This is a genomic window from Terriglobus sp. YAF25, assembly GCF_052113305.1.
Lineage (GTDB): Bacteria > Acidobacteriota > Terriglobia > Terriglobales > Acidobacteriaceae > Terriglobus.
Map to the genome: position 1 here is coordinate 1 of NZ_JBFRCY010000401.1, position 5740 is coordinate 5740.

Here is a 5740-nt window from a genome sequence, read left to right on the forward strand (position 1 = left end):
GGATGAGGCCGTCAAGCTGATTGGGCGCAACGTGACCGGCGTGCAGGGTGATGCGGCGAATCTCGACGATCTCGACCGCCTATTCCATACGGTCCAGAAGCAAAAGGGCAAAATCGACATCCTGTTCGCGAGCGCCGGCAAGGGCGAGGCCGCCGTCCTGGGCGAGATTACCGAGCAGCATTTCGACGGAGAGTTCGGCCTGATTGTGCGAGGAACTTTGTTTACGGCGCAAAAAGCGTTGCCGCTGATCAACGACGGCGGATCGATCATCTTGACTGGATCGGTTGCGTCGGTGAAAGGATTTCCTGGTTTCGGCGTGTACGCGGCGAGCAAGGCGGCCTTGCGCTCCTTTGCACGCACGTGGCTGAACGAATTGAAGGGCAGAAAGATTCGGGTCAACGTGCTGAGCCCGGGGCAGGTCGACACACCGGACTCCCGGCGGCTCGACAAGGCAACGAGGGAGATGTTCGAGTCCCTGATTCCCCGCGGAAAGATGGGTCGTCCTGAGGAGATTGCGGCGGCAGCGCTCTTTCTTGCTTCAGACGATTCGAGCTACGTGAATGGAATGGATTTCGCAGTCGACGGCGGCTTCTCGGCTATCTGAAATCGCGCTGGACCGCTAAAGGTGGCCGATCTGCCAGACTGCCGCCAAAGAACCTTATCGCACTGAATAACACACATCTATCAAAGGAAAAATCATGGGAAAGCTCGAAGGAAAAGTTGCAGTCATCACGGGGGGATCGAGCGGTATGGCGCTGGCGAGCGCCAAGCGGTTCGTTGAAGAAGGTGCTTATGTTTTCATCACCGGCCGCAGGCAAGAGCAGCTCGATGAGGCCGTCAAGGCGATAGGCCGGAACGTAACCGGCGTGCGCGGTGACGCAGCCAATCTGGACGATCTGGACCGCCTCTTCGATACGGTCAAACGCGAGAAGGGCAAGATCGACATCCTGTTCGCGAGTGCCGGCAAGGGGGAGCCATTGCCACTGGGCCAGATCACCGAAGAGCACTTCGATGCGGCCTTCGACCTGAATGTGCGCGGCACACTGTTCACGGTTCAGAAGGCGTTGCCGCTGTTCAGCGATGGCGGATCGATCATCATGACCGGGTCCAATGCTTCGGCAAAAGGTTTCCCCGGTTTCGGTGTGTATGCCGCGAGCAAGTTGGCGTTGCGCTCCTTCGCACGCACGTGGCTCAACGAACTGAAGGGCAGACATATCCGGGTAAACCTTTTGGTTCCGGGAGCTGTCACCTCACCGATGCAGGAAGAAGTTCTCACCAAAGAGGCGCGGGAGTTTTTCGAGTCGCTGATTCCGCGGGGAACGATGGGGCAGCCCGACGAGATTGCGACGGTTGCGTTGTTCCTTGCTTCAGACGACTCCAGTTACGTGAACGGGGTGGAATTGTTCGTCGATGGCGGCATGACGGCCGTTTGAGATCGGCGAGGCCCGATGAGTGGATGGTCGCTAACGCACTCACCGGGATTCGATCAGCGGGAAAGCAACATCAACAGGTACCGGAGAAAATTTATGAGCTACGCAATTATCGGGTTCGGCAAGATAGGCCAGGCCCTCGCTCACGCTTTTGCGCGTAACAACATCGACGTGACCGTCGCGAGCCGTCGCCCGCCCGAGGAGTTGGCACCGCGGGCTCGGGCGATTGGACCAACGGTCGTCGCCAAATCGCTCCAGGAAGCTCTCAAGGCGGACACCATCTTCCTGGCTGTCCTCGAGGGAGGTCATCGGGTCGTCTTTCTGTCGAGCGACGATGAAGACGCGGTCGCTCCCGCGGCGGACCTGGCCAAACAACTCGGGTTCGCGCCCGTCAAGCTGGGAAAGCTGAACGAGGGGGGATGGCTGGTGCACGCACGGGGCCGCACTTGGGGTCAGCTCATATTCCAAGATGTGTTCAAGAAGCAGCAGTAATCGGTTTGCCACCGTGTGATTTGGTCCGAGAAGGATGATTCCGAAACCTCCCACTCGATCGGACGCGCTTGATGAAGGAAAGGAGAGAACCGATGAGCATCGAAGAGAATGTACAGGTTGTAAAAGATTTCTTTGCAGCGATGGGCAGCGGCGATAAGCAACGTTTGCTGGCGTTGGTGGCGGAAGACATTGAGTGGATCATTCCAGGCGAGGACTGGCCGCTGGCCGGTACGCACCGCGGGCTCGCGGGATTGGCGGCTACGCTTCGGAAGGCATCCGAAGAGGTGGAAATGACTTACCCAAAGCCTCCCGAATTCGTGGCGCAAGGAGATCGGGTTCTGGCCATCGGCGTCGCGGTGGGGAAGATCAAAGCCACGGATAAGCCGTTCGAGGACCACTGGGTCTTCGACATTACCCTTCGGAATGGCAAACTGAAGAGCGTCCGGGAGTATATCGACACGCAAGCACTGGCGCGGGCTTCCGCGACAGACGCAAACCCCAGACACTAACCCTCTGGATTAACCGGTCTCGGTGAGTGCATCTTGGCTAACGCACTCATCGGGACACGATCACTACCGAGAAAGTCGATCTCGTTCCAAGCTAGCTTCAGAAGACCTGCTGCTCAATTTCTGATTGCAGCGGCATATGAGATGATTGGCTTTCCAAGATGCGGTGTGCTCGACGAACTGCGATCTTGCCGCTGGAAAATACACCCCAAAAGGACCTGCATCATGTGGACTCATGAAGAGAGCATTGAAGTTGTCGCGACTCCAGAGCGGATATGGAAGCTTTTTTCAGATGTGGCGGGGTGGAAGATCTGGAACGCGGGAATAGAGCATATTGAGGTCCATGGACCCTTTGCTGAGGGAACAACATTCACGATGCAACCGCCGGGAAGTGAAGCGTTCGAGAGCAGATTGACATCTGTGCGTGAGAACGAAGCCTTCACCGATGAGACCGTAATCGACGGCACGCGGGTCGAGGTCCACCATGGGATTGTGCCCCTTGACGAGGGCCGCAGCCGCATCATCTACAGCACGACAATTTCCGGGCCAGCTGCAGCCGAAATCGGTCCATTTGWGACAGAGGACTTCAGGAGCGTTCTGCTTTCACTCAAGCGTCTCGCAGAGGCGTAAGCATTGTCGGTCAAGAGCTGTCTCGCTGGTTGAGCGCTCATTGAGCTCGCCTCATTCCATCGGTCAACCTTGTTCCATGAGCGCGTTGCCTTGGAGTCAACAATTGGCACATCTACGCTCTGGATCTCCCTCGCCCRCTGTCTGCTTGCATCCGGCATAGCTTTAGAGTTTGCGGGCGGGCGCCTCTCACTATAAATCCGGCGCTGAGAAAACGAGGGTTTGCCGCAGTTAACGACTTGCTCGTCGATATTGTTGAGGTGTGAGTTGAGTGTGCTGGCGGAACGTCGTTGAGAAGTGGCCCTGGCTTGCGAAACCGAGTTTGTATGCTATTTCTGCCAAAGGCAGAGACGTATCTTTGAGGAAGTGCTTCGCTCGATCGATGCGCAGGTCAAGGAAATATTGGTACGGACTTCGTCCGGTAGACTTCCTGAAGAGCTGTGAAAAACGGTGAACACCCATATCACAATGTTTAGCGAGCGACTCAATACTCACGCCCGTACGTATCTTCGCCTCGATCATTTCGAGAGCGCGTTGCAGAGCGTTGGATGACAGTCCGCCACGAATCGAACGTGATCCCGAGTTTCGGAAAGAACGGACTAAATAACCGGATAGCGTTGTACGCAGACCTTCGAGAAACATCGGATCGTTTGTCCCGGTCAAGAACTCCCGGCGCAACACACTCGCGACGGATTGGATAAGAATGTCCGATCCCCAGATTTCATCGTGAATCACAACGTTCGATCGGCGCAGCAATTCGTCGCATGCGATTTCCAATTGTCGAGTATCGAGCAGAAAGACGATGACTTCACTGCCCTCGTTCCATGATCCGACGTGCGGCTTTTTCGAGGGGATTAGCCGAAAGGTTTCGGGCAAGACGGGAGAGCTTTGTCGTGTAGTGGAAACTGGGCTGAAATGCGCTTCAATCTGAATTTCCTTGTGCTCATGCTCGGCAAGGCGCATCGCCTTGGGACCACCGTGCATGACCACGAAATCATCCACAGCCATTCTCGTGTGTGCCGATGGCTTCCAGATTGGAGTTTTCTCGCTCGCCACGTTTATGTCGCTTTCCTGTAAATCTGCACCCGGAATTCGGAATACCGATGATCTGACTTCACGTAGAGTCAAACTGCGGGCGCCTGTACGATTCAGTATATGGCGGTCATCGGAACATGGTTCACCTGCTGTAAAGAGTTGTTGGTGTGCAGGGAGAGTTAGCAACAACTACGAAGGAGACGCGAATGGTTGCAGCAGAGGATATTGCGCTGGATCGGCAAGAACAGGTTGCAATACTCACATTCCGGCGTGCACACTGCGTTGACATAGCGGGCAAGCAGGCGTTAGCCGCAATCTTTCATGACCTCCGTTCAGATATCGGCTCCATCCGTGCTGTGATTCTCTGCGCTACACATGCTGCCTCCTGGTTGGTGAATGTCGAAGAGCTCGCCAATATGCCTTCGGCTGAAGCGCGCATCTTCAGCCACCATGGCCACCAACTGGCGCGGGCGATTGCCGACCTGCCGGTGCCAGTGATCGCGGCAGTTGATGCTCCCGCTTTAGGCGGTGGCTGTGAGTTGGTGCTTGCTTGCGACCTGGCCCTTGCCGGAGATCAAGCCAAATTCGGGCAGATCGAAGCCATGGGCGGCGTGATGCCCGCCTTTGGCGGCACGTGGCGTCTGGAAGAACGGGTCGGCTACCAGCGCGCGCTGGCAATGATGTTCACTGGCGAAGTGGTCGATGCGGAGACGGCAATGCGGTACGGCATGGTACTTCAGGTTCATCGATCAGCCGATCTTCTTGAGGCGGCCAGGCAGATGACTCACCGTATTGCCGCTTGCAGTGCGCAATCAGTGGCCGCAATCAAGAGAATGACGCGTGCCGGACGTGGCATTCCGGCCACAGTCCGCGACCAGCTTGAAGAGGAAGCATTCCCAGCTCTGTTCGGGGCCGAGCAACAGGCGCGAATGCACGCATTTCTTCAACAACAAAAGGACAAGAGGGGACTGTAGACATGTCAGAAACCAGGTTCTTCAATGTTTGGCGCACTAGCTCGAAAGAGAACCAGGAGAGGTTGATCGATGCGATGCGCGAGGAGACTTCGATCCTCCAGTCGAAGCCAGGCTTTTTTGAGCTGGTTCTGTGGCAAGGTGAGGTGGACGATCATCGTGTTCTCGCCGATGGACGCTGGGCTAGCCTCGCGGCCTTCGAGGCTGCTGTAGCGAACAATCCGGCGGCGCTTGAGGGCCGTGAAAGGATGGCGCAATTTGGTACTCCGGAGGCAGGGCTCTTTCGCGAGGCGCTTCGCGTTCAACCCGCGCCACACAGCGATGCGGGATCTGGCCGAGAGTTGCCAAATGACATAGCGGAGCACGACCTGAAGGTCAATGGACAGACCATTCACTATCTACGAGCGGGTGCTGGTCCTTTGATGCTGCTTGTCCATGGTTATCCAGAATCGTCTCGCACCTGGCTGAAAGTGATGCCGGAGCTGGCAAAACATTTCACAGTCATCGCACCCGACACGCGCGGCACGGGAGACTCGTCCCTGGCCCGCGACTTCGCCATTAAGGATGTTGCCGACGACCTGTACGAGCTGGTGAAAGCGCTGGGCTTCCGTGAGTTGATCCTGGTCGGGCAGGATTTCGGCGTGCAGGCCGTCGGGGCCTACGCTGCGTTGCATCGTGA

The 5740-nt window shown here is 56.8% G+C and carries 8 protein-coding genes; 7 read left to right on the forward strand and 1 reads right to left on the reverse strand.

Annotation, left to right across the window (positions count from 1 at the left end; all coding sequences use genetic code 11):
• The 5 genes from AB4043_RS16570 to AB4043_RS16590 all read left to right on the forward strand — a co-directional run.
• The coding region (locus AB4043_RS16570; protein ID WP_442307550.1) for an SDR family NAD(P)-dependent oxidoreductase at window positions 1-604 on the forward strand (604 nt) is incomplete at its 5' end.
• 94 nt (window positions 605-698) lie between these two features.
• Window positions 699-1433, forward strand: coding sequence for an SDR family NAD(P)-dependent oxidoreductase (locus tag AB4043_RS16575; RefSeq protein ID WP_442298892.1), 735 nt, complete (start codon window positions 699-701; stop codon window positions 1431-1433).
• 93 nt (window positions 1434-1526) lie between these two features.
• Window positions 1527-1922, forward strand: coding sequence for an NAD(P)-binding domain-containing protein (locus AB4043_RS16580; RefSeq protein ID WP_442307551.1), 396 nt, complete (start codon window positions 1527-1529; stop codon window positions 1920-1922).
• Between the two features lie 92 nt (window positions 1923-2014).
• Entirely contained in the window at window positions 2015-2431 is a 417-nt protein-coding gene (locus tag AB4043_RS16585; protein ID WP_442298894.1) for a nuclear transport factor 2 family protein, read from the forward strand.
• 33 nt (window positions 2432-2464) lie between these two features.
• Window positions 2465-3058 (forward strand): SRPBCC family protein, encoded by a 594-nt coding sequence (locus AB4043_RS16590; RefSeq protein ID WP_442307552.1) that lies wholly within the window; start codon window positions 2465-2467, stop codon window positions 3056-3058.
• Between the two features lie 228 nt (window positions 3059-3286).
• Here the strand turns inward: AB4043_RS16590 and AB4043_RS16595 are convergent, their stop codons facing one another.
• Window positions 3287-4111: a helix-turn-helix domain-containing protein gene (locus AB4043_RS16595; protein WP_442298896.1), complete on the reverse strand. Its 825-nt coding sequence runs from the start codon at window positions 4109-4111 to the stop codon at window positions 3287-3289.
• Window positions 4112-4296: 185 nt separating this feature from the next.
• Between AB4043_RS16595 and AB4043_RS16600 the strand changes: the two genes are divergently transcribed.
• The gene (locus AB4043_RS16600) at window positions 4297-5064 is read left to right on the forward strand and encodes an enoyl-CoA hydratase/isomerase family protein (protein ID WP_442298897.1); all 768 of its coding nucleotides are present in this window, start codon (window positions 4297-4299) and stop codon (window positions 5062-5064) included.
• Window positions 5065-5066: 2 nt separating this feature from the next.
• The coding region (locus tag AB4043_RS16605) for an alpha/beta fold hydrolase (protein WP_442307553.1) at window positions 5067-5740 on the forward strand (674 nt) is incomplete at its 3' end.